Here is a 21,171-nt window from a genome sequence, read left to right as displayed (position 1 = left end):
CGATCTCATGCGCCCAAGGCGTCGAGCGCCTTGGACAGCCGATCCCTATCGACTCGATGAAAACTGTGTTGTCGCCCGTTGAGGAGAACGACCGGAACGTCCCAGCCGTACTGCGCGGCCAGATCGTCATCTGTATCGATGTCGATCTCGGTCACGGTCACATCTCTGCCCGCAGCCACCTCGGTGACGGTCTGCAGCGCATCAGCGCACAGATGGCAGTCGACACGCGTGAGAAAGGTCAGATCGACCATGGCTCACTCCTCATCGGGTGCAACAAACCCCGCCGAGAAATCACTCGAGCGGGGGCGTAGGACCGTTGGGTCTTACTTCTTGTTGCGACGCTGGTGACGTGTCTTGCGAAGCTGCTTGCGGTGCTTCTTCTTCGACATACGCTTGCGGCGCTTCTTGATGACTGAGCCCACTCGGGTACCCCTTGTGCTTGTCGGTGGAGGGTGAACATCAGGTGCCCACCCATTGAACTAACCGTGCAATTCTATCGCTTGGCCGCCTGCTTTCCCAAAACTGTGTCCAGATCCACAACGGCGGTGCCAGGCGATCCGCGCGGACGCGGGGATCGGGTTCGGTCCGGGTGGCGTGCACGGCAGGACCGGACTCGCGTTCGGCCGGGTCGACCGGCGTCGACCCGTCGCGCTCAGTCGAAGTAGGGGTCGAGCGCGAAGAAAGGGAAGATGTTCTTCCGGGTGCCCATCACGGCACGGTCGAGTTCGACTTCGGGGTCGAACCCCTTCGACCATGGTTCGAACGCCCCGTCGAAGCCGTCGGTCATCGACAGCGGCGCCTCGCGCCCGGTCTTCGTCTGCGCGTAGGACGCCCAGCGTCCGGGGATCCGGGCTCCGGGATCGATATCGCGGCCGGCGGCGACGGCGAGGAGGTTCGTCCAAGCGCGGGGCACGACGTCGATGATCGCGTAGCCCCCTCCCCCGACGGACAGCCAGCGTCCATCGGCATGGTCGACGGCGAGGTCGCGGATGCGTTCGGCGGCGATGCGCATCGCGTCGACGCTCAGGCGCATATGGGTCAGCGGGTCCGCCCGGTGACCGTCACACCCGTGCTGGGAGACGATGACCTGAGGTTCGAAGGCGGCGACGACCTGCGGGACCGTGGCATCGAAGGCGCGCAGCCAGTCCGCGTCGCCCGTGCGCGGGGGCAAGGCGATATTCACCGCCGAGGCGGCCGCCTTGAGTCCCCCGATATCGGCGGGGAATCCGGTGCCGGGGAAGAGGAACTTCCCCGACTCGTGGATCGAGATCGTGAGCACTCGCGGGTCGTCCCAGAAGAACGTCTCGACACCGTCACCATGGTGGGCGTCGATATCGAGGTAGACGATGCGCTCGTATCCTGCGTCGAGGAATTCGGTGATCGCTCCGGCCGCGTCGTTGTAGACGCAGAACCCGCTGGCCTTGCCCGGCATCGCGTGGTGCATTCCGCCGCAGAAGTTCACCGCGCGCCGAAAGTCCCCGGAGATGATCGCGTTCGCGGCGTTGACGCTGCCTTGGAACAGAAGCGCCGAGGCGGTGTGCATATTCTCGAACCCGGGAACATCCTCGGTGCCGATTCCGTATCTGTTCGCGTCCTGCTCCTCGAGGCCCTCTTCGGTGCCGGCCTGCTTGACCGCGGCGATGTAGTCGGGGTCGTGGAGGCGGGCGAGCTTCGCCTCATCGATCTCACCGATGGGATTGACGTGGACGTTGTCTGCGCCGAAGAGTCCGAAGTCGTCGGCGAGCTTCGCTGTCAGGTCGAGCCTGAGAGGGTGCATGGGGTGGCTGGGACCGAAGTTGTAACCGGTCACCTCGTCGTCCCAAACGACATACACATCATTTTCGGCCATGCCCACCATGCTATATGGCACAGCTCACTTGCGCCGATTCCGGGGCCACCGGCTCTACCATGGTGCTTGTGTCCAAGAATTCCTCGCCGCGCTTCGATCGGCTGCTGAAGCCGGGCCGGTGGGTCCGTGACTTCGTCGACGACCTCGCCGTGGCCTCACCGGCACGATTGGCGATCGGGTCCTTCGTCGCCGTCGTCGCAGCGTTCGCGATCCTGCTGATGCTGCCGGCGAGCATGCGCGACCCCGGTTCGGTCGATCAGGCCACGCACATCGCGAACTCGGTGTTCGTGGCAGTCTCCGCCGTGTGCGTGACCGGGCTGACCCCGGTCGTCACGGAGGAGTACTGGTCGGACTTCGGGATCTCGGTCATCACCGCCGGCATCCAGGTCGGCGGTCTCGGAATCCTCACCCTCGCCTCGGTGCTGGGCATGGCGGTCTCCAGGAGGCTGGGAGTCCGGCAGCGCCTGATCGCTCAGCAGGCCACCTCGGCGCTCAATCTGGGCCAGGTCGGCTCGCTGCTCAAGACAGTGGTCATCACCATCTTCACCGCCGAGTCGATCCTCGCGGTGCTGCTGTTCCCCCGGTTCCTCATCCGCGGGGAATCGCTCGGCGACTCGATCTGGTACTCGGTGTTCTACTCGATCTCGGCGTTCAACAACGCCGGATTCACCATCCACGAGGGCGGGGCGGCATACTTCGCCTCGGATCCGTGGATTCTGTCGCTGCTCATGGCGGGAGTGTTCGTCGGGTCGCTGGGGTTCCCCGTCGTGCTCATGGTCGCGATGTTCTGGAACCGGCCCAGCCGCTGGGATCTCCATACGAAGCTGACGTTGACGACCACGACGACGGTGCTGGCGATCGGACTGCTGCTGTTGGCGCTGTTCGAGTCGGCGAACCCGGCGACCCTGGGCGATAAGAATGCCGGCCACACCTTCGTCGAAGTGCTGTTCATGGCGGTCATGCCCCGGTCCGGCGGCTTCGCGACGATGGAGGTCGCGGACATGAGCCAGGCGTCGCATCTGCTCATGGATCTCATGATGTTCATCGGCGGCGGTTCGTCGTCGACGGCCGGCGGAATCAAGGTGACGACGGTGGCCGTGCTCGTCCTCGCTGCGTATGCCGAGGCCAGGGGTCTGCAGGACGTGCACGTGTTCGGTCGGCGGCTGACGTCGTCGACGATCAAACTGTCGATCTCGATCCTGCTCACCGGTGCGATGATCGTCTTCATCGGCACCTTGACGATGCTGCAGATCAGTGCGGAGCCGCTCGATCGGGTGCTGTTCGAGGTGATCTCCGCCTTCGGCACCGTGGGTCTGAGCTCCGGGGTGTCGGCGACCTCGCCGGATTCGGGACTCTATGTTCTGTCGGTGATCATGCTCATCGGTCGACTCGGTACGATTACACTGGCGGCTGCACTGTCTATGCAGGATTCGGTGCGCCTGTACCGCTACCCCGAGGAAAGGCCGGTCGTTGGCTAACGAACACACTTCAATCCTGGTCATCGGGCTGGGGCGTTTCGGGTCCTCGACTGCGGCGACTCTTGCCCGCTTGGGGCGCGAGGTCATGGCCATCGAGCACAACCCTGAGCTCGTCAAGGACTGGAGCGGGAAACTCACGCACGTCGTCGAAGCCGATTCGACGAACATCGACGCATTGCGGCAGGTCGGTGCCGGTGACTTCTCGACTGCCGTCGTCGGGATCGGAACCTCGATCGAAGACAGCGTGCTCACGACCGCCAACCTCGTCGACCTGGGAGTTTCGCAGGTGTGGGCGAAGGCGATCTCGCCGTCGCACGGCAAGATCCTCCACCGCATCGGCGCCCACCATGTGCTCTACCCGGAGTCGGATGCCGGTCGCCGCGTCGCCCACCTGGTCAGCTCCAGGATGATGGAGTACATCGAGTTCGATGAGGGCCATTTCGCGGTGGTGAAGATGCGTCCGCCGCGGGAGATCCAGGGCTTCACTCTCAGCGAGTCCGGTGTCCGCGACAAGTACGGCGTTACGATCGTGGGCATCAAGAGCCCCGGCCGCGACTTCACCTACGCCGATCCGACGACCCGCGTGGGCAAACAGGATCTGCTCATCGTCGCCGGTCACGTCGAGCTGCTCGGCCGCTTCGCCGGCCGCCCGTAGGGTGCGTCGCGGCCCAGTCTCTCGTTGGCCCTCTGCGCCCGCTCGCATGGGCTTCGCTCGAGGCCTGCAGTCGGCTTCACACTGCTCTCGTCTCGGCCTCACATCACTGCCGGAACGACAATGGTACTGGCTGCTCTGAACTGATCAGGTTCTTCCGTGTGCATTACAGAGAAACCTGTACCATTTCGCGGAGTCCACAGGAATCAAGAGAGCGGGCGACGGGAATCGAACCCGCGTCATCGGCTTGGGAAGCCGAAGCTTTACCATTAAGCTACGCCCGCACGTCGCCGCTGGTCAGCAGGCGTTCGCGCAGGTGGTATTCCGCGTGATCATGCCGTGGTCAGCGACTCGGACCAGTCTACAGCTTCTCACATCCGGCGCATCGGCATCCCACCAAAGCGGCCCCCATCAGCCGCCGCCTCGAACGCCGAGGCGCACCCGCCGAAGCCCACCACATGGCCCCTCCACTCGACAGCGTGAGGGAGCCAGCGACAACCGCTTGTTCGAAGTGCATACGTCTTGATCGGAATCTAGTCGCCTGCACTTCGAACACGCGGATGGCGGATGGGGTCAGTGCTCGACAGCCTCCTCGGCGCCGAATCCGGTGTGGGCACGGACGTCCATTTCGGCGGCCAGCTCGGGACTCTCCACCGTCCGGTCCGTCACCGAGGCGATCCAGCCGAGGATGAAGCCGAGCGGAATCGAGATGATGCCGGGGTTCGACAGCGGGAAGATCGCGAAGTCGGCCCCGGGGATCATTGCGGTCTCGGAGCCGGAGACGACCGGCGAGAAGGCAATGAGCACCATCGCCGAGATCAGTCCGCCGTAGATCGACCACACCGCACCGCGAGTGGTGAAGCGCTTCCAGAACAGCGAGTACACGATCGTGGGCAGGTTCGCGCTGGCGGCGACGGCGAAGGCCAGCGCCACAAGGAATGCGATGTTCTGCCCCTGCACTCCGATGCCGCCGATGATCGCGACCGCACCGATGACGACAACGGTGCGACGGGCGATCTTGACCTCCGCCTCGGAGTCCTCGACCTTGCCCTTCTTGATGACGTTGGCGTAGATATCGTGAGCGAACGAAGCCGCTGCCGTGATCGCCAGTCCCGCCACCACTGCGAGGATCGTGGCGAAGGCGACCGCGGAGATGAAGCCCATGAGCAGAGGCCCGCCGAGCTGAAGCGCCAGGAGCGGCGCCGCGGAGTTCACGCCGCCAGGAGCGTTCTTGATCGCGTCGGCGCCGACGAGCGCGGCCGCACCGTATCCGAGAACGAGGGTGAAGAGGTAGAACGCACCGATGAGCCAGATCGCCCAGACCACGGAACGGCGAGCTTCCTTAGCCGTGGGGACGGTGTAGAAGCGCATGAGCACGTGGGGCAGACCCGCCGTGCCCAACACGAGCGCCAGTGCCAGGGAGATGAAGTCGAGCGGATTCTCGCCGTACTGCAGACCCGGGTTGAGGACGCCTTCCCCGACTCCTTCGGCTGCGTTGTCCACGGCCGAGGCCAACAGGGTCGAGAGGTTGAAGCCGTTGAGTGCGAGCACCCAGATGGTCATGGCGAAAGCACCGGCGATGAGCAGAATCGCCTTGACGATCTGCACCCAGGTAGTGCCCTTCATTCCGCCGACGAGAACGTAGATGATCATCAGCGCGCCGACGACGGCGATGACCAGCGACTGGCCGACCTTGCCGTCGATTCCCATGAGCAGAGACACGAGCCCGCCGGCACCGGCCATCTGCGCGAGCAGGTAGAAGAAGCAGACCGCCAGGGTCGACAGGGCTGCTGCCATGCGCACGGGGCGCTGTTTGAGGCGGAAGGACAGCACATCGGCCATGGTGAATTTGCCGGTGTTGCGCATGAGTTCGGCGACGATGAGCAGAGCGACGAGCCAGGCGACGAGGAAGCCGATCGAGTAGAGGAACCCGTCGTAGCCGTTGACGGCGATCGCACCGCAGATGCCGAGGAAGGACGCGGCAGACAGGTAGTCACCCGAGATGGCGAAGCCGTTCTGCGGTCCGGTGAACGACCTGCCACCCGCATAGTAGTCCGAAGCGGATCTGTTGTTGCGGCTGGCCCGCAGAACGATGAACATCGTGACCGCGACGAATGCGGCGAAGATCGTGATGTTGAGGACCGGGTTGTTCTCCACCTCGGTGGTCGCTGCGCTGAGGAGGTCGACTCCCGAAGCGACGAAGTCTCCGATTGCCAAAGTGCTCATGAGCGGTGTCCTTCCGTTTCGGCTTGCAGTCGTTCACGGATCGCCTCCGCGGGAGGGTCGAGCTTCTTGTTGGCGAACGAGACGTAGAACATCGTGATCGCGAAGGTCGTCACGAACTGCAGCAGCCCGAATACGAGTCCGACGTTGATCTCCCCCACGACCTTCGTCGACATGAAATCGTGGGCGTACGTGCTGAGGATGACGTAGAGGAAGTACCAGACGAGGAACGCGATCGACAGCGGGATCACCACCGAGAAGCGCTTGCGTTTGAGGGCCTTGAACTCCGGCTTCTCCTCCTCCGCGAGGAAGTCAACACCGGTGTTGACAGAGTCAGTCATTCTTTCTCCTTTGAATGGACAGAACATCAGTGTCCTGAATCACATGACCCAAAGGTAACGTTCAGCATGCGCTAGGGAATACCACCGAAAGTTGGTAGCTTGTTCACATGAATGCGCACGCCAAGGAAACGCGGGCTCTCAAGGTCGAGACCCGTCGCCTATTCGTCGAAGCCGTCGATTCCCTGCACCAGAGCGGCACCGGTGACGTGGTCTTCGGAGGAATGGTCGAAGAGGATTCGGTCGCGGTCGAAGCCGTCGCCGGAGCCGACAAGGACCTGCTCTCGACCCTCATCGTCAGCACAGGGCGCGGCCTCGGCGGACGGGCCATGACCGAAGGCACTCCGCAGCTGACCCGTGACTATGAGATCGACCCTCTCATCACCCACCATTACGACGAGGAGGTCCTCGGAGAGGGCATCCGCGTCCTCGTCGCCGTCCCCACTCTGCACGGCGGTGAGGTCACCGGTATGGTCTACTGCGGCCACCGCGCGGACTACAATGCCGCCGCCCCGCAGACGGGAGACCTCGTCAGACGGGTACGACAGCTTTCGGTCGATCTCGCTCGACTCGGATACAGGCAGGAACCGCGCGGCCCTGTCAAGGAGGAACTGCTCTACCCGGACCTGGATCCTTCGGGACGCGAAGCTCTCCGGCACACCTATGCCGAGCTGAGGGCGATCCGCTCCGGGATCGTCGATGAGGAGACCAGGGAGAAGCTCACTGGCATCGAGGCGCGCCTGGCCGATATTCTCTCCGGACACAATCCGGAGAACTTCCAGACGCCGGTACCCGCAGTCAGGCTGTCGCCGAGGGAGACCGACATCCTCTCGCATGTTGCCTTGGGATGGCCGAATGCCCGCATCGCCGAGGCGCTGTCGCTGCGCGAGTCGACGGTGAAGTCCTATCTCAATACGGCGATGGTCAAGCTCTCGGCACGGACCCGGCATGAGGCCGTGTCGATCGCCCGCTCGTCCCACGTCCTCCCCTGAGCGAGGAGATCCGTCTCAGCCGTTGATGACCTCGGAGTTCTCCTGTTCCATCTCCAGGGAACGGTCCGCTGCCGCCTGCGCGGCCGCCTCGGCGATATCGAAGATCCCGGAGTCGAGGAACTGCTGGAGACCGGCCAAGGTCGTCCCGCCCTTGCTGCTCACGGCCTGACGCTGAGCGGCGGGGTCGGGCTTCTCGGTCAGGAGTCGGCCGGCACCGTCGGCGGTGGCCACGACCATCTGGCGGGCGACGCCCTCGCTGAGGCCCTGCTTGACGCCCGCGGCGATCATGGCTTCGGCGAGAAGGAAGAAGTACGCCACTCCGGAACCGGAGATGCCGGTCATGGCCGGGATCTGGGATTCGTCGAGATCGACGACGAGGCCGGCGCCCGACAGCAGCGACTTCAGTGTGTCCACGCTGGCGGCGGTCACCTCGGCGGTGGGGGCCAGCGCGATGACGCCGTGGCCGATGGCGCTCGGCGTGTTCGGCATGATCCGCACGATCGGATTCTCGGGGGCGAGCTTCGCAAGGTCGGCCGCGGCGACGCCGGCGGCCATGGACACGAGCACGGAATTCGGGTCGAGGTCGTCGGCGAGCTCGCGCAGGGTCTGGGCCATCATCCACGGCTTCACACCGAGGAAGACGAAATCGGCACCGGACACGGCGTTCCGGTTCGCGTCAGCGTCGTCCTCCACCGAGGTGACCGTGGCGGTGGGCAGCTCATTGCGCAGTTTCTGCGCCGAGGCGGTCGAATTCGTCGTCGCGCGGACGGTGATGCCCGCGTCGGCGGTGAGGATTCCCTGGATGAGGGCAGTGCCCATGTTGCCGGTTCCGATGGAGGCGATGGTGGTCAAAGTGCGTCAGCCTTTCGATATCTGATGTGTGGTGGTCGGTGGGTGTCTATGCGCTTAGACGTGCCAGTGCGAGGTCGGGCGAGGCGAGGCGAAGACGGGCAGGGTGATGTGCGAGGTCGCAGGCGCTCGCAGGGTCAGCTCTCGGCGCCGGCTTTTCCGGATCGCGAGGGCTTGTGCTCGGAGGTGCGGGTGTGGCTGTGGGCGTTGCGTCGTGGAGTATCCGCGTCGAGGCCGAGGTGCTCACGAGCGAAGGCGATGGAGTCGGCGAGCATCTTCTCGCGCGCTGACTGTCGGCGGACGAATCGGGTGTTGACCTCGACGACGACGTCGCCCTGCCAATTGTGTTTGGCGAGGTACTGCAGGGTCTCGGCGACGGGCATGGTGCCTTCGCCCGGAACGAGATGTTCGTCCTTGAGGGAGCCGGCACCGTCGGTGAGGTGGACATGGCGGAGCTGGTCGAAGATCTCGCCCACCGTCTCCAGGGCGTTCATTCCGGCGGTGGAAGCGTGGGAGAAGTCGAAGGTGAGGTCGTCGTAGTCCTCGTCCAGAGGGTTCCAGTCGGGATAGTAGACCTGGACCTCGCGCAGGCCGGCCCGCCAGGGATACATGTTCTCCACGGCCAGTCTCACACCGGTCTCCTGGGCGACCTGGCGGACGCCGTCGACGAAGCCGAGGGCATACTCGCCCTGCCACCGGAACGGCGGGTGGAGGACGACGGTGTCGGCGCCCACCGCTTTGGCGAGGTTCGCAGTGATCCGCAGCTTCTCCCAATGGTCTCTGTGCAGCACCCGGGGCAGGAACAGCAGGGTCGGCGCGTGCAGGGAAATGACGTCGAGTCCGGTGTCGCCGGCGAGTCCGTTGATGAGGTCGACGTCGCGGGTCTCGGTGTTATGAGTGACCATGATCTCGACGCCGTCGTAGCCGTGTTTGGCTGCCTGGGTGAAGGTCTCCTCGACGGTCATGGGTGAGACGGAGGAGCTGGAGAGACCGAGCCTGATCCTGTTGTCGGAGACGTGATGGGCGTCTTTCTCATAGACGTCGTGTTTGTCGAAGTACTCCTTGTGGCGCTTCGAATTCGAGCGCGCAGAATTCTTGGTGGTCAACACCTTCCGCTGAGATTTCGACTTCTTGCTCATCTCTTCCAGTCTAACGCGGCTCCCCCACCCCAGAACTACCTGACGGCGGCCCAGCAACCTCGCGCGAGGTTGCTGGGCCGCCGTCAGGTAGTAATTCAGCCGTAGAGGGCTTCGGTGTCGTCGTCGACCCATTTCTTCGACTTCTCCACCGCCTTGTTCCAGAGGCGGTAGAGGCGGTCGACCGTCTCGTCGTCCATCGACGGGTTCCAGCGCTTGTCCTCGCGCCAGTTGCCCTTCACGTCGTCCTCACCGTTCCAGAACTTCACGGCGATGCCCGCCGCATAGGCCGCACCCAGTGCCGTGGTCTCGATGACCTCGGGACGGATGACGGGCACGCCGAGGAGGTCGGCCTGGAACTGCATGAGCGTCTCGTTGGCGACCATGCCTCCATCGACCTTGAGCTCGGTGAGTTCGACACCGGAGTCGAGGTTCATCGAGTCGAGGACCTCGCGCGACTGGAAGGCCACGGATTCCAGGGCGGCGCGAGCGATGTGGTTCTTGTTCACATACCGGGTCAGCCCCACCATCACGCCGCGGGCATCGGATTCCCAGTGCGGGGCGAAGAGTCCGGAGAACGCGGGCACGATATAGCAGCCACCGTTGTCCTCGACCTGTTTGGCCAGGGTCTCGACCTCGGGGGCGTCCTTGATGATGCCGAAGTTGTCGCGCAGCCACTGCACGAGCGAACCGGTCACCGCCACCGATCCCTCGAGTGCGTAGACGGCTTCGTCCTCGCCGATCTTGTAGGCGACCGTGGTGAGCAGCCCGTTCTTGCTGGCCACCGGCTCATTGCCGGTGTTGATGAGCATGAAGTTGCCGGTGCCGTAGGTGTTCTTCGCCTGCCCCTTCTCGAAGCAGGCCTGGCCGAAGGTCGCGGCCTGCTGATCACCGAGGATGCCGCAGATCGGGGTGTCGATGATCAGCCCGTTCTTCGCCCCGTAGCCGTAGATCTCCGAGCAGGACTTGATCTCGGGCAGCATCTCGACGGGAATGCCCATATCTGCCGCGATGTCGGGGTTCCAGTCGAGGGTGTCGATGTTCATCAGCATCGTCCGCGAGGCGTTGGTGACGTCGGTGACGTGGATTCCGCCGTTGACCCCGCCGGTGAGGTTCCAGATCACCCAGGTGTCCATGGTGCCGAAGAGCAGGTCCCCGGCCGCGGCGGCTTCCTTGACCCCGTCGACGTTGTCGAAGATCCATTTGGCCTTCGGGCCGGCGAAGTAGGTCGCCAGGGGCAGACCCACCCGGTCCTTGTACTTATCCGGTCCTTCGTCCCCGGCAAGCTCATCGCAGACCTTCTGGGTGCGGGCGTCCTGCCACACGATGGCGTTGTAGACGGGTTCGCCGGTGCGCTTGTTCCAGATGACGGTGGTCTCGCGCTGGTTCGTGATGCCCACACCCTCGAGCTGGTGACGATTGATGTTCGCCCGGGCCAGCGCCTGCCCGATCGCCTCATTGGTGTTCTTGATGATCTCAACCGGGTCGTGCTCTACCCAGCCGGCACGAGGGAAGATCTGCTCGTGCTCGAGCTGGCCGGACGACACGATCTGTCCGTCATGGTTGAAGACGATCGCCCGCGACGAGGTGGTGCCCTGGTCGATGGCGAGGATGAACTTTTCCTGACTCATTCTGACTCCTGTGTCGAAGTGGTTTGTCTGTGATCGTGCTCAGTTGTCTGTGATCGTACTTAGATGTAGGCCTGGGAGACCAGGCCTGCTAGGACGGCGCCGACGAGAGGTCCGGCGATCGGCACCCAGGAATAGGCCCAGTCGGAGCTGCCCTTGTTCGGGATCGGCAGGAGAGCGTGGACGATGCGCGGTCCGAGGTCACGAGCCGGGTTGATGGCGTAGCCGGTGGGCCCTCCCAACGAGGCGCCGATGGCGACGACGATGAGTGCCACTGCCAACGGTCCGAGCTTGTCCGGTGTCCCACCGAAGAGCAGGATGACCACGACGAGCACGAACGTCGCGATCACCTCGGTGACGAAGTTCCAGGCGTACGAGCGGATCTCCGGACCGGTGGAGAAGGTGCCGAGGATGTTCCCCGCATCCTTCTCCTCGTCGTAGTGCTTCTTGTAGACAGCCCAGGCGAGGAACGCACCGATCATCGCTCCGATGAGCTCGGCGGCGAGGTAGGCCACCGTGTTCGCGAAGGTGACGGGGATCCCGTCCGCGTATTCGTCGGCACCACTGGAGAGGATGCCGATCGTCACAGCCGGATTGAGGTGTGCGCCGGTCTTATAGGCGACGAACACACCGGCGAAGACCGCGAGTCCCCAACCGAACGAGATCAGCAGCCAGCCGCCTCCGTTGCCTTTGGTTTTGGCGAGTACGACATTGGCGACGACGCCGACGCCGAGCAGGATGAGCATCGCCGTACCGGCGATCTCATAGAGAAAGATGGTGCCCATATCTCACAAACTCCTCATTGTTCGTGTGTTCTCAGGTCTCGTCACTGTCAGCATTGACAGACGGTGACGCTGGTGCGGGTGCACCTGGGTGGTGCAGGTACAGGGTGTTGCCGGTGGTGCCGGCACAGCTCTCTCCTCTGTGCCGGCACCAGGAAATTGCTCAGGCCAGCATTGGTCCGACCAGGGCCGCCGCCGAGGCGTCGTCGTCGGTGGACTCGGCCGCTACCTGGGCGTCGACGTGGGCGTTGAACGCCTCGACCTCGGCCGTCTGCCGGTCGTCGTCCCATCCGAGGACGGGTGCGACGATGGCCGCGACCGCCTCGGCGGCGTTCTTCCCCCGGTCCCGGGTCTCGTAGTTCAGCCGCATCCGCCGCTCGAGGATGTCGCCGAGGTGGACGGCTCCCTCCGCGGCGGCCGCGTAGTGGGCTTCGACGCGCAGGTAGCGTTCGGCACCGTCCAACGGCTGTCCGAGTTCCGGATCCTCATCGACGAGGTCGAGCAGATCCTCGATGAGGGTTCCGTAGCGGCGGATGAGTCGTTTGACGCGGTCCTCGTCCCATTCGTACTTCTCCGCGATCCCGGATTGGCCGCGCCTCAGCGCACCGACGCCCTGGGCACCGAGCAGCGGCACGGATTCGGTGAGTGACCTGCGGTCCTTCGCGTCGTCACCGAGGACGAAGTCGACGGCGTCTTCGGCCATCACTCGGTAGGTGGTGAACTTGCCGCCGGCGATCGCGGCGAGGGCCGGTTCGACTTCCATCACTGTGTGTTCGCGGGAGACCTTCGTCGAGGCCTGCCCTTCCTTGACGACCGGCTGGAGCAGCGGCCGCAGTCCGGAGTAGACGCCGATGACATCCTCGCGGGTGAGTTTGTCGGCGAGGATGGCGTTGGCATGTTCGAGCAGGTAGTCGATGTCCTGCGAGGTCGCCACGGGTGCGTCGACGTCTTCGTTCCACGGGGTGTCGGTGGTGCCGATGACCCAGTAGCCTTCCCACGGGATGACGAAGAGGACGGACTTCTCCGTCTTCGAGATGATTCCGGTGTTCGGGTCGGCTTTGATCTTGTCCTCGGCCACGGTGATGTGCACGCCTTTGGAGGCGAGCACTTTGAGTCCGGCATCGGCCTTCGCCAGATCCTGCTGCTCTTCGGTCCAGACTCCACCGGCGAGGATGGTGCGGCGGGCGTGGATGTCGAACTCTTCACCGGTGATCTCGTCCCGGGCGTGGACGCCGGTGACCTGATCGCCGTCGTGGAGGTAGCCGATGACGGAGACATGGTTGGCGGCAGCGGCCCCGTAGCTCACGGCCGAGCGGACCAGGGTCATGACGAAGCGGGCGTCGTCGACCTTCGCGTCATAGTATTCGAGGGCTCCGACGGCGGCGTCGTCGGCCAAGCCCGGGAAGTGGGCGCTCAGTGCCTTCTTCCCCAGGTGGCGATGCATCGGAACGGCCCGTTTGCGGCCCGGCCGGGTGGCCATCGTGTCGTAGAGGAGCACGCCGGAGCCGATGAAGGCCCGGTCGATGAGGCGGTGCTCGAAGGGGAACACGAAGGCGACAGGTTCGACGAGGTGCGGCGCGGTGTGCTGGAGCAGCAGGTCGCGTTCCTTGAGCGCCTCGGCGACGAGCTTGAAGTCGAGCATCTCGAGGTACCGCAGTCCGCCGTGCATGAGCTTCGAGGACCGGGACGAGGTTCCCGAGGCCCAGTCCTTGGCATCGACGACACCGACCTTGAGTCCGCGGGTGGCTGCGTCGAAGGCCGATCCTGCTCCGGTCACTCCCCCGCCGACGACGAAGACGTCGAGCGGGTCGGCCGCGCTCGTCTTCTTCAGAGTCTCCAGCGCCTGGTCGCGGAAGTTCGGGGACAGCTCACCATTTCGCATCAGCAGATTCATGCTTTCCGTCAGAAGATTCGGGCTTTCACCGATGTCGGCACGGGCAGATCAGTGCGGGTGCCGCCTCGGCGACTAATCAAAAACTAGCAGGCGAACCTGAATTCCGATAGCAAACCACCTGATGGGCAGGCGGCTCGGCTGCGTCCGGGGGAACGCCGGCGTGCGACCCGCCGAAGACTCAATCGAGGGCGGCGACGGGTTCGACGCGCATCGCCGATGACTGTTCGGCCGAGTCGAGGAGGTCGAGTTTGCGCATGATGATGCCTTCACGCAGCGCCCATGGGGAGATGTTCATGACGCCGATGTCGAAGATCGTGAAGGCCGCCTCGGCGACGATTGCTCCGGCCAGCACCTGTCCGGCTCGGGCTTCGGATACGCCGGGCAGGGTCGCACGTTCCGCGGGGGTGCGGGAGGCGAGGGTGTCGATGATGCCTTCGAGGTCGCGGCGGAAGAGCTTCCGCGGAGCATAGATTCCGTCTCCGCTCGGGGCGGCGCCGGCGATGCGGGCCAGCGAGCGGAAGGTCTTCGACGACCCGACGACCTGGTCGGGCACTCCTACGCGGTTGATGTCGCCGGCGATGCGTCCGATCTGCGCCCGGGCATGCTTGCGCAGGCGGTGGATGTCCTCTTCAGTGGGCATCGGGTCCGGGAGGAACTCCGAATAGGTGCGTCCGGCGCCGAGCGGAATCGACACGGCCGCCTGCGGGTATTCGTCCTGTCCTGCCGCGATCTCGAGTGAGCCGCCGCCGATGTCGAGCAGCAGGATTTTCCCGGCCGACCACCCGAACCAGCGGCGGGCGGCGAGGAAGGTCACGCGGGCCTCGTCCCGTCCCGACATCACGTTGAGGGTGACCCCGAGCTGAGCGTTGATCGATTCGATGAGTCCGATCCCGTTCGGAGCCTCCCTGACCGCCGAGGTGGCGAAGGCGAGGATCTGCTCCGCCCCTTGGTCTTCGGCGATCTCGACGGCATCGGCGATGAAGGACCGCAGCCGTTCCTGCCCTTCGGAGTCGATCGTTCCGTCGTCGCTGAGGAATTCGGCGAGTCGGAGCACCTCCTTGTGCGAGGTGGCCGGCAAGGGCGGTGCTCCGACGTGGGCGTCGACGACCAGGAGGTGGACGCTGTTGGAGCCGATATCGAGGACTGCTAGGCGCATTCGCCCAGTTTATCCTCTCCGCGGGACTCCCTGAGAACGAACCTGGGGGCCGTTCTGCCAAGCAGTTTTGGCGAAGCCGAATTCCGGCGGTTCCTTGGCGAAGAAGGCTTCCTGACCGCGGATGATCTCGTCCCGGTAGGCGTCATCGAGCCACCGAGGCGGCTCAGTGTCCTCCGTCAGTTCACCGTCGAGGATCGCCTTGGCTCCGACCTGGCTGAGCCGGGACAGTCCCACGATCCGCTCCCCCAGGGCCTGTGCCGTCTCGAGCGGGGTGTCGGAGACTTCGTGGAAGAACCCGAGTTCGGCCATCTTCTCGAACTTCACGATCGAGGCCGTGATGAGCAGGTACCGTGCCCAGGCGTCGCCGAGGATCTCAGCCAGCCGCTTCGTGGGTCCAGCCGGGTACACGAGTCCGAGTTTGGCGGCGGTGACGCCGAAGATCGATCCGGGGGCGGCGATGCGGATGTCGCAGGCCGCGGCGATCTCCGTTCCACCGCCCACGCAGTTGCCTGTGATCGCAGCGATCGTCGGGGTCCGCGAGTTCGCCAGGGCCGCCTCGGCGGTGGAATTGAGTTCCCAGAAGTCCGCGAGTGCGACGTTGAGGTCGGCGATGTCCGAACCGGCGGAGAAGTGCCCGCCGGCCCCGGTGATCACCAGCGCGCCGATCGAATCGTCGGCATCGACGTTCGCGATGATCTGCGGCAGCGCCCGCCACATGGGCCGGGAGATCGCATTGCGTTTTTCGGTCCGATCAATGACGAGGGTTCCGACCCCACCGGAGACGGTGAAGTCGAAACCCTCGAGATCGACCGGACGGTAGGAGCCGTCTGGTCTCATGTGTGTGTTCTGCCTTTCGAGAGGTCAGCCCCGGTTGTCGGGAACCTCGCGCTGGTCCTCACCGTCGTAGGCGCTCAGGGGACGGATGAGGGCGTTGTTCGCCTGCTGTTCGAAGATATGAGCGGTCCAGCCGGTGATGCGGGCCATCACGAAGATCGGGGTGAACTGCTCGGTGTCGAAGCCCATGAGGTGGTAGGCCGGGCCCGAGGGGTAGTCGAGGTTCGGGTAGATGCCCTTGCGCCCGACGAAGTCCTCTTCGAAGGTGTTGTACAGATCCAGCAGATCGTTCGCACCCTTGACGGCCACCATGTCCTCGAAGGCCTTGCGCATGGTGGGAACGCGCGAATCGCCGTTCTTGTACACGCGGTGGCCGAAGCCCATGATCTTCGCCTTCTTGGCCAGTGCCTCGTCGATCCAGGCCGAAGCCTTGTCGGCGGTGCCGACCTCTTCGAGCATCGCCATGACGGCTTCGTTCGCTCCGCCGTGCAGGGGGCCCTTGAGGGCGCCGACGGCACCGGCGACTGCCGAGTACAGGTCCGATGTGGTCGAGGTGATGACGCGACCGGTGAAGGTCGAGGCGTTGAACGAGTGCTCGGCGTAGAGGATCATCGAGACGTCGAAGCAGCGCACGACCTCCTCGGCGGGAACTTCGTCGAAGACCATCTTGAAGAAGTTCGCGGCGTAGCCGAGATCCTTCGTCGGGGCGACGGGGTCGAGTCCGTGACGACGACGGTGGTCGATGGCCACGATCGTCGGCAGCTGGGCGTAGAGACGCTCGGCCTTCGCGAGGTTCGCCTCGGCGCCCTCGGTGTCGGCCTCGGGGTCGACGGCACCCAGGTAGGCCACAGCCGTCTGCACGACGTGCATCGGGTGGCAGTCCTTGGGCAGGCCGAGGATGAGGTCGACGAGCTTGTCATCGATCTCACGCTGGGAGCGTTCGCGTTCCTGGAATTCTGCCAGCTGCGCCTCGGTGGGCAGTTCGCCGTTCCAGATGAGGTAGGCGACGTCCTCGAAGCTGCGCTTGGCGGCGAGCTCCTGCACGGGATAGCCGCGGTAGGTCAGCGAGTTGGTCTCCTGGACCACTTTGGACACTGCGGTGGTGTCGACCACGACACCGGCGAGGCCCTTCTTGATTTCTTCGGTCACTGGTGACCCTCCTGTGAGAAGTTGAAGACTGCGGCATCGAACTCGTTGTACGCCGCGTAGTCGATCGTGTCATACAGGTCCGCACGGGTCTGCATGCCCTCGAGCAGGTCCACCTGAGTGCCCTTGTCCCGAATGGTCTGCAGGCCCGATTTGATCGCACCCATGGCGATGCGCAGAGTCGTGACCGGGTAGATCACAAGCTTGACTCCGACATTCGCCAACTGTTCGGTGGTGAACAGTTCACTCTTTCCGAATTCCGTCATGTTCGCCAGGATCGGCACATCGACGGCCGAGGCGAATCTCTCGAATTCGCCCAAGTCTCGCATCGCTTCGGGGAAGATCATGTCCGCTCCCGCATCGGCGTAGGCCTTCGCTCGGTCGATGGCGGCGTCGAGGCCTTCCCCGGCGCGGGAGTCGGTGCGGGCACAGATGACGAAGTTCTCGTCCCGGCGGCCCTTGACAGCGGCCTTGATGCGCTTGGACATCTCGGCCGCGGTCACGACCTCCTTGCCGTCGAGGTGGCCGCAGCGCTTCGGGTTGACCTGGTCCTCCAGGTGCATGCCCGAGATTCCGGCGTCCTCGAACTCCTGAACGGTACGGGCCACGTTCATGGCTTCGCCCCATCCGGTGTCGGCGTCGATGAAGGTCGGCAGGTTCGTCACCCGCGCGATATTGCGTCCGTGGTCGGCCACCTCGGTCAGCGTGGTCAGCCCGATATCGGGCAGACCCATGGCCGCGGAGAATGCTCCGCCGGAGATGTAGACGCCTTCGAAGCCGGTCTGCTCGATGAGCTGAGCGTTGATCGGGTTGATGGCGCCGGGGAACTGGACGATCTGATCACCGGCGAGCAGCTCGCGGAACTTGGCGCGGCGCTCGGCGGGGGTTGCCTGTGCGCCGAGCATCAGAAGATGCCCTTCGATCCGCTGTGCTCGAGTCCGTCGACGGCGAAGCTCAGCTCCGCAACGCCCTTGGCGTCGAGGCTCTCGAGGTTCTCGGCGAGATCGAGGAAGCGAGTCTGCTCCGAGTCGGAGACGATGCCCTCGGCCAGGGTCTTGAACTTCTCGATGTAATTCGCACGAGCGAAGGGACGGGCACCGAAGGGGTGGGCGTCGGCGACGGCGATCTCGTCGGTCAGCGTCGAGCCGTCTTCGAACTCGATCTCCACTCGTCCGCCGAAGGCCTTCTCGTTCGGGTCGATCGAGTGGTAGCGGCGGGTCCACTCGGGATCCTCGGTGGTCTCGATCTTGTGCCACAGTTCGACAGTGTCGCGACGGCCGGCGCGCTCGGGAGCATACGAGTGCTCGTGGTGCCAGCCCTGGTCCTGCATGGCCACGGCGAAGATGTACATGATCGAGTGGTCGAGGGTCTCGCGGCTGGCACCAGGATCCATCTTCTGCGGATCGTTCGCACCGGTGCCGATGACGTTGTGGGTGTGGTGCGAGGTGTGGATGACGATGCGCTTGATCTTCGTCAGGTCCTCGATCTGTCCGCCGAGCTTGCGGGCGAGGTCGATGAGCGCCTGGGCCTGGTATTCGGCCGAGTGCTCCTTGGTGTAGGTGTCGAGGATCGCGCGCTTCGCTTCGCCCTTGCCCGGCAGCGGGATGGTGTAGCGGGCTTCGGGGCCGGAGAGGATCCAGGCGATGAAGCCGTCCTCACCTTCGTAGATCGGGTTCGGGGCGCCCTCGCCGCGCATCGCACGGTCGACGGATTCGACGGCCATCTTGCCGGCGAAGGCCGGAGCGTGGGCCTTCCAGGACGAGATCTCGCCCTTGCGCGACTGACGGGTCGCGGTGGTCACGTGCAGAGCCTGCTGGACGGCCTGGAAAGTGATCTCGGTGGGCAGGTGGAGCAGGGCGCCGATGCCGGCTGCGGCCGAGGGACCGAGGTGGGCGACGTGGTCGATCTTGTGCTCGTGCAGGCACATTCCCTTGACGAGGTCGACCTGGATCTCGTAGCCGGTGGCGATGCCGTTGATGAGGTCCTTGCCGCCGATGCCCTTGTGCTGGGCGACTGCGAGCACGGCCGGGATGTTGTCACCGGGGTGCGAGTACTCTGCGGCGAGGAAGGTGTCGTGGAAATCGAGTTCGCGCACGGCCACACCGTTGGCCCAAGCGGCCCATTCCGGTGAGAAGCGGTCGCTCACCGGCAGGCCGAAGATGTTGGCACCGGGATTGAACGGGTGGGTCTGGGCCTGTTCGCGAGCGTGGGTCGGAGCGGAGCGGCGCACGGATGCGGCAGCGACGGAAGCGTTGTCGATGACGCGGTTGATGACCATTTCGGTGACTTCGGAATCGACCGGCGTCGGGTCGGATGCGACCTCGGCGATCTTCCATGCGAGCTGATCTTCGCGAGCCAGGTTCTCTGAGCTCTTGTAGGTGCGGACTTCATGATTGATCATGGATACCCCTTCATAGTCCTTGACCGGAAATGGTCACATAGTGCTGACACAACTGTAGGCCACGTCACTCGACAGGTCCCTGCCGGTCGGAAATTTATCTCGACATCAAGATATTTTACCCGAAGCGTGTCCCAGTTCACCAACGGGGTCTCCATGCTCTTCTGCCGCGAGGGATGGTTGTGGGAATATTGGGTCATGACTCGGACTGCCCTGGACTTCGACGAGAACTGGTTCGACGACGCGGAATACGCGCGCCTGCGCAGACGCATGCCGATCCCCTATGTCAACGCCATCCCGGTGCGGGTGGGCGAGACTGGCAACGTCGAACGCATCGGCCTGCTGCTGCGCAGCCTCGAGGACGGCACCCTCGGACGAGAGGTCGTGGGCGGGCGGATCCGCTTCCATGAGACGATCCGCACCGCACTGGTGCGTCACGCCGAGAACGACCTCGGCCCGATGGCGCTGCCGGTCATTCCGCCTGCGATCAGCCCGTTCCACATCGCCGAGTACTTCCCCACCGAGGGTTCGGCTCTCCTCCACGATCCGCGCCAGCATGCGATCGCCATGTGCTTCATCATGGAGGTCCGCGGCGAATGCACCCCGCGGGCCGATGCCCTCAGCCTCGATTGGCTGACCCCCGAAGAGACCCTGCGTCCCGATATCGTCGGCGAGCTCTGCTACGGCCAGGACCATATCCTGCGCATCGCACTGGCCCATCTGGGCTTCCGCGTCTGAGCCGGATGCACGCCCAGGTGAGACGGGCCCTCTCGCCCCACGCTTTTTCTACATCTTGTAGAAATGTCTTGGTAGACTGAAAGCGACGCGGACGATACCGCCAGTCGGGGCCGTCGTCGGCGTCTGGGTTGGACAGGCCCCGATCGAGAGGTGCGAGATGTCTGCTCAAACCAGTTCGTCCGAATCCGGCCTCAACCTCGAACTCGGCGTCCTCGTCGGCTTCGACGGCTCCGAGCTCGCCGCCCAAGCCGTCCGCTACGGCGCACTCGAGGCCGAACGCCGCAGGACCGTTCTCACCGTCGTCACCGCCTATGAGCTGCCGACGATGATCTACCCGAATATGGCCTCCATCCCCAGTGAACCCGAGGATGACAAGGCGAAGAAGGAAGCCGAGAAGACCCTCGCCGAGGCGGTCGAACTTCTGCGCGACTACTCCGGTGAGAAGTCCTTCCGCACGGCACCCGGCAATTCCGCCGGTGCGCTCGTCACGCTCAGCGCCGATGCCGAGGTCGCCATCGTCGGCGCCCGCGGCCGCGGCGGTTTCATGGGTCGAGTCCTCGGATCCGTGTCCACGGCGTTGCCTGCCCACGCTCACTGCCCGACGATCGTCGTTTCCGAACGGTCGGCCTCGGCAACGGCCGGCAACGGCCCAGTCGTCGTCGCGGTCGACGGTTCCGACAGCGGTCGGGTCGCCATGTTCACGGCCGCCGCCGAGGCCGCCTTACGGGGCACAGAGCTCGAACTCGTCGTGGTGCTGCCGGCCGGTGAGGAATGGCTCTACTGGTACCCCGACCTCGAACTCAGCTCCGAGGTCACCGCGCGCCGGCAGCGGCAGCTGACCGAATCACTCGAGAAGGAAGCCGCGACGCTAGCGGAGCAGTTCCCGGATCTGGCGGTGACCACCTCGGTGCCGGTCGGCGATCCCACGGAGATCCTCGTCGAGATCAGCTCGCGCGCACAGCTGACGGTGATGGGCACCCGTGGGCGCGGACGGATCCGCAGCGCTCTGCTGGGATCCGTCTCGCGCGGAGTCCTCAACCACGCCGAGGGTCCGGTCATGGTGGTTCCGAGCTGATCG

At 64.6% G+C, this 21,171-nt stretch carries 20 protein-coding genes and 1 tRNA gene; 5 read left to right on the top strand and 16 right to left on the bottom strand.

Annotated elements, in window-relative coordinates:
* Positions 1-5: 5 nt before the first annotated feature.
* The 3 genes from AC3CD9_RS01910 to AC3CD9_RS01900 all read right to left on the bottom strand — a co-directional run bounded on the left by AC3CD9_RS01910 (position 6) and on the right by AC3CD9_RS01900 (position 1,849).
* Positions 6-251, bottom strand: a complete 246-nt coding sequence (locus AC3CD9_RS01910; RefSeq protein WP_172173720.1) for a glutaredoxin family protein — start codon at positions 249-251, stop codon at positions 6-8.
* A 72-nt stretch (positions 252-323) separates the two neighbouring features.
* A complete protein-coding gene (locus tag AC3CD9_RS01905) occupies positions 324-422 on the bottom strand; it encodes a 30S ribosomal protein bS22 (protein WP_009882927.1) in 99 nt (32 codons plus the stop codon).
* Positions 423-652: 230 nt separating this feature from the next.
* Positions 653-1,849 (bottom strand): acetoin utilization protein AcuC, encoded by a 1,197-nt coding sequence (locus tag AC3CD9_RS01900; protein WP_488366059.1) that lies wholly within the window; start codon positions 1,847-1,849, stop codon positions 653-655.
* Positions 1,850-1,908: 59 nt separating this feature from the next.
* Between AC3CD9_RS01900 and AC3CD9_RS01895 the strand changes: the two genes are divergently transcribed.
* Together AC3CD9_RS01895 and AC3CD9_RS01890 are read left to right on the top strand one after the other, a co-directional pair.
* On the top strand, positions 1,909-3,327 hold the full coding sequence (locus AC3CD9_RS01895; RefSeq protein WP_229664137.1) for a TrkH family potassium uptake protein: 1,419 nt from the start codon (positions 1,909-1,911) through the stop codon (positions 3,325-3,327).
* Complete coding sequence (locus AC3CD9_RS01890) at positions 3,320-3,982, top strand: potassium channel family protein (protein WP_101546810.1); 663 nt, start codon at positions 3,320-3,322, stop codon at positions 3,980-3,982. The genes AC3CD9_RS01895 and AC3CD9_RS01890 overlap by 8 nt, the downstream gene beginning before the upstream one ends.
* Before the next feature lie 210 nt (positions 3,983-4,192).
* Here the strand turns inward: AC3CD9_RS01890 and AC3CD9_RS01885 are convergent.
* The 3 genes from AC3CD9_RS01885 to AC3CD9_RS01875 all read right to left on the bottom strand — a co-directional run bounded on the left by AC3CD9_RS01885 (position 4,193) and on the right by AC3CD9_RS01875 (position 6,543).
* Positions 4,193-4,263: transfer RNA gene (locus AC3CD9_RS01885), tRNA-Gly, on the bottom strand.
* Positions 4,264-4,552: 289 nt separating this feature from the next.
* A complete protein-coding gene (locus AC3CD9_RS01880; protein ID WP_488366058.1) occupies positions 4,553-6,205 on the bottom strand; it encodes a solute symporter family protein in 1,653 nt (550 codons plus the stop codon).
* Positions 6,202-6,543 carry a DUF485 domain-containing protein gene (locus AC3CD9_RS01875; protein WP_488366057.1) on the bottom strand — a complete coding sequence of 114 codons (342 nt, stop codon included), beginning with the start codon at positions 6,541-6,543 and terminating at the stop codon, positions 6,202-6,204. Before AC3CD9_RS01875 ends, AC3CD9_RS01880 begins: the two co-directional genes overlap by 4 nt.
* A 107-nt stretch (positions 6,544-6,650) precedes the next feature.
* Between AC3CD9_RS01875 and AC3CD9_RS01870 the strand changes: the two genes are divergently transcribed.
* Entirely contained in the window at positions 6,651-7,532 is an 882-nt protein-coding gene (locus AC3CD9_RS01870) for a helix-turn-helix transcriptional regulator (RefSeq protein WP_488366056.1), read from the top strand.
* Between the two features lie 15 nt (positions 7,533-7,547).
* On the opposite strand, the gene proC is transcribed toward AC3CD9_RS01870, so the two are convergent.
* The 10 genes from proC to AC3CD9_RS01820 form a co-directional block, all read right to left on the bottom strand.
* The gene (gene proC, locus AC3CD9_RS01865; RefSeq protein ID WP_488366055.1) at positions 7,548-8,384 is read right to left on the bottom strand and encodes a pyrroline-5-carboxylate reductase; all 837 of its coding nucleotides are present in this window, start codon (positions 8,382-8,384) and stop codon (positions 7,548-7,550) included.
* 134 nt (positions 8,385-8,518) lie between these two features.
* The gene (locus AC3CD9_RS01860; RefSeq protein WP_488366054.1) at positions 8,519-9,520 is read right to left on the bottom strand and encodes a sugar phosphate isomerase/epimerase family protein; all 1,002 of its coding nucleotides are present in this window, start codon (positions 9,518-9,520) and stop codon (positions 8,519-8,521) included.
* Positions 9,521-9,615: 95 nt separating this feature from the next.
* Positions 9,616-11,148, bottom strand: coding sequence for a glycerol kinase GlpK (gene glpK, locus AC3CD9_RS01855; protein ID WP_488366053.1), 1,533 nt, complete (start codon positions 11,146-11,148; stop codon positions 9,616-9,618).
* Positions 11,149-11,207: 59 nt separating this feature from the next.
* Positions 11,208-11,930 (bottom strand): MIP/aquaporin family protein, encoded by a 723-nt coding sequence (locus AC3CD9_RS01850; RefSeq protein WP_488366052.1) that lies wholly within the window; start codon positions 11,928-11,930, stop codon positions 11,208-11,210.
* Between the two features lie 160 nt (positions 11,931-12,090).
* Positions 12,091-13,821, bottom strand: a complete 1,731-nt coding sequence (locus tag AC3CD9_RS01845) for a glycerol-3-phosphate dehydrogenase/oxidase (RefSeq protein WP_488366051.1) — start codon at positions 13,819-13,821, stop codon at positions 12,091-12,093.
* A gap of 178 nt (positions 13,822-13,999) precedes the next feature.
* On the bottom strand, positions 14,000-14,977 hold the full coding sequence (locus tag AC3CD9_RS01840; RefSeq protein ID WP_173157138.1) for a Ppx/GppA phosphatase family protein: 978 nt from the start codon (positions 14,975-14,977) through the stop codon (positions 14,000-14,002).
* 9 nt (positions 14,978-14,986) lie between these two features.
* The gene (locus AC3CD9_RS01835) at positions 14,987-15,814 is read right to left on the bottom strand and encodes an enoyl-CoA hydratase/isomerase family protein (RefSeq protein ID WP_488366050.1); all 828 of its coding nucleotides are present in this window, start codon (positions 15,812-15,814) and stop codon (positions 14,987-14,989) included.
* Positions 15,815-15,838: 24 nt separating this feature from the next.
* Entirely contained in the window at positions 15,839-16,960 is a 1,122-nt protein-coding gene (locus AC3CD9_RS01830) for a bifunctional 2-methylcitrate synthase/citrate synthase (protein ID WP_259357103.1), read from the bottom strand.
* Positions 16,957-17,862, bottom strand: coding sequence for a methylisocitrate lyase (prpB, locus tag AC3CD9_RS01825; protein ID WP_488366048.1), 906 nt, complete (start codon positions 17,860-17,862; stop codon positions 16,957-16,959). The genes AC3CD9_RS01830 and prpB overlap by 4 nt, the downstream gene beginning before the upstream one ends.
* Positions 17,862-19,358 (bottom strand): MmgE/PrpD family protein, encoded by a 1,497-nt coding sequence (locus AC3CD9_RS01820; protein ID WP_488366047.1) that lies wholly within the window; start codon positions 19,356-19,358, stop codon positions 17,862-17,864. The genes prpB and AC3CD9_RS01820 overlap by 1 nt, the downstream gene beginning before the upstream one ends.
* Positions 19,359-19,553: 195 nt before the next feature.
* Here AC3CD9_RS01820 and AC3CD9_RS01815 point away from each other — a divergent pair, with 195 nt between their 5' ends.
* Both AC3CD9_RS01815 and AC3CD9_RS01810 read left to right on the top strand, forming a co-directional pair.
* The gene (locus tag AC3CD9_RS01815; protein WP_025777997.1) at positions 19,554-20,093 is read left to right on the top strand and encodes a DUF4916 domain-containing protein; all 540 of its coding nucleotides are present in this window, start codon (positions 19,554-19,556) and stop codon (positions 20,091-20,093) included.
* 157 nt (positions 20,094-20,250) lie between these two features.
* Positions 20,251-21,168: a universal stress protein gene (locus AC3CD9_RS01810; protein WP_488366046.1), complete on the top strand. Its 918-nt coding sequence runs from the start codon at positions 20,251-20,253 to the stop codon at positions 21,166-21,168.
* The last annotated feature ends 3 nt before the right edge of the window (positions 21,169-21,171 follow it).

Source organism: Brevibacterium sp. MGP-B1, from assembly GCF_057766545.1.
This window is presented reverse-complemented; position numbering and strand designations above follow the sequence as displayed.